Here is a 2,238-nt window from a genome sequence, read left to right on the forward strand (position 1 = left end):
GACAAGGCCAGCGGGAACAGGTTGGCCACGGCCAACCCGGTCAGCGCCAGCCCCGTGAGCGCCGTCGCGGGAGCCGTCCCCAGCCGCAGCAGCGCCAACCCGCCGATCGCCGCCGCGATCAGCGGGGGCAGCAGCCCCGGCCTGCCCGCGATCCGGCTGCCCACGACCCGACCCACCAGCTGGGCCACGAAGAACAGCGACATCCACGTCGCCGCGGCCACCGCGTCCAGCCCCGCGCCCTCGCGCAACAGCTGACCCCCGTAGTAGACGACCGCGAACTCCACGCCCACCACGAGCCCGGTCACCGCGCACAGCGCCCAGCAGCGGGCCGACAACCCGCCCGCCCGCGTCGACCCCGGCGTCGATCCCGGCGTGGATCCCGTCCCCGGCAGCCGCACGTCCCGGAACACCACGACCAGCGCCAGCAGCGCCACGACCGGCAACCACATCGCGCCGCGCCACCCCACCGCCGTCACGGCCAGCCCGCCCAGCGCCACGGGGGCGAGCACCGCCGCGGCGCTCGCCCCGATGTTCGCCTCGACGAGGGCGCGGTCCCGCAGGGGGCCGTGCAGGTCGGCGAGCGCGGCGAACGCCGAGGTCTGCACCAGCGCTCCGAACGCGCCCCCCAGCGCGGCCCCGGCCAGCGTCACCGGGGTCGCGCGGCCCAGCGCCAGCACCGCCGCGCCGACCACCGAACCGGCCACGCCGATCCGGAACAGCACCGCCCGGTCCAGCGCGGCGCTCGCCCGGCCGTAGACCAGCCCCACCAGGACCGTGCCCGCCGCCCACGCCGTGGAGTGCAGGCTCAGCGCGGCGTAGGACAGGTCCAGCTCGGCGGCCAGCAGGGTCAGGTACGGGCCCAGCGCGTACAGGCCGTACGCGAAGGCGGCCACCGAGCCGTAGAGCAGGAAGGTGGGGCGCCCGCGCCGGAACGCGTCCACCGCGGGCGCCACCCCGCCGCCCGTCACGCCCCCGCCCCGGTGGGCAGGTCCAGCACCAGCGCGCTCCAGCCGAAGTCGTGCGCCCCGTGCCCCCGTGCGTCGAAGGGCCCGTAGCACTCGCGCATCCCCGCCGCCGCGGTCATCGCCACGGTGCGCGCGGCCAGCTCGTCGGCGACGTCGTGCCTGCCGTGCGCGCGCAACCCCAGGTGCAGGTACCAGTTCAGGTTCACCCAGGTGGAACCCCGGAAGATCGCGCCGGTGGCGAAGTCCGCGTCGAACGACGGTTCCGTCGCCGCCACGCTGGGCACCGGGTAGGGCAACCAGAACTCGTCCTCGTCCACCAAGTGGTCGACGAGGGCGGTCACCACGGGTTCGGGCAGATCGGCGAGCACCAACGGGAACAGCGAGCTCGCCGTGAGCACCTCCGCCCTGCGCCCGGACACCGCGTCGACGTCCCAGAACGCGCCGCGCCGCTCGTCCCAGCAACCGTCCAGCAGCGACCGCAGCACGGTCGCCGCCCGCGCCCGGAACCGGGCGCCGTCCGCACCCGCCAGGTCCGCCAGGCAGCCGAGCCCGTCGGCGTAGACGGTGTTCAGCAGCACGTCCACCCACTGGAACCGCCCGGAGGGGAAAGCGGACGGGTCCGCGGCGGCAGGCCGCTCACCGATCAGCGCGCGCATCGCCGCGTGCCACTCGGGACCGACCGCGGGGGAGCGCGGGTCCAGGCCGAGCACCGCGTCGTACTTGGGCGTGCTGTCCAACCCGGACTCGTCGGGCTGGCCGATCACCAGCAACCCGTCCCGTCCCGCGCGCGCGGCGTGCAGCCAGTCGAAGTGCCCGGCCACCGCTGGCAGCACCGAGCGCAGCCACGCGTCGTCCCCGGTGGCCCGGTGCACGGCCGCCACCGCGCGGGCCAGCACGGGAGGGGCGATCGTCGCGGTCCGCCAGTGGTCCCACATGGCGATGCGGAACTCCTCGGTGGCAGCGGCCCGCGCGTCCTGCTGCCACAGCAGCATGTGGGGCAGGAAACCACCGGGGTCCGCGCCGAGCAGCAGCGATTCCACCTCGCGCCTGGCCAGGTCCGGGGCGACGCGGGAGAGCGCGATGGCGTGGAAGCAGCTGTCCCAGTTCCACTGGAACGGGTAGCTGGTGGGGGAGGGGCAGGTGAAGGCGTAGTCGGCGCCCAGTTCCGCGGAACGGCCGGTGCGCCGGTTGCCGCGCAGCACCTCCAGAGCCGCCGCCGTCGCCCTGCCCGCCTCGCTGCTCGCGCGCGGGAGCTCCGACGGCCGGAGCACCT

2 protein-coding genes are annotated in these 2,238 nt (G+C 75.8%); both read right to left on the reverse strand.

The features are described 5' to 3' along the window. Positions 1 to 968, reverse strand: a 968-nt coding sequence (locus ACTUAL_RS08280) for an MFS transporter (RefSeq protein WP_440899833.1), incomplete at its 3' end; no start/stop codon positions are given. Then, positions 965 to 2,238, reverse strand: a 1,274-nt coding sequence (locus tag ACTUAL_RS08285; RefSeq protein ID WP_440899834.1) for an MGH1-like glycoside hydrolase domain-containing protein, incomplete at its 5' end; no start/stop codon positions are given. The genes ACTUAL_RS08280 and ACTUAL_RS08285, both read right to left, overlap by 4 nt.

Source organism: Actinosynnema sp., assembly GCF_052038725.1.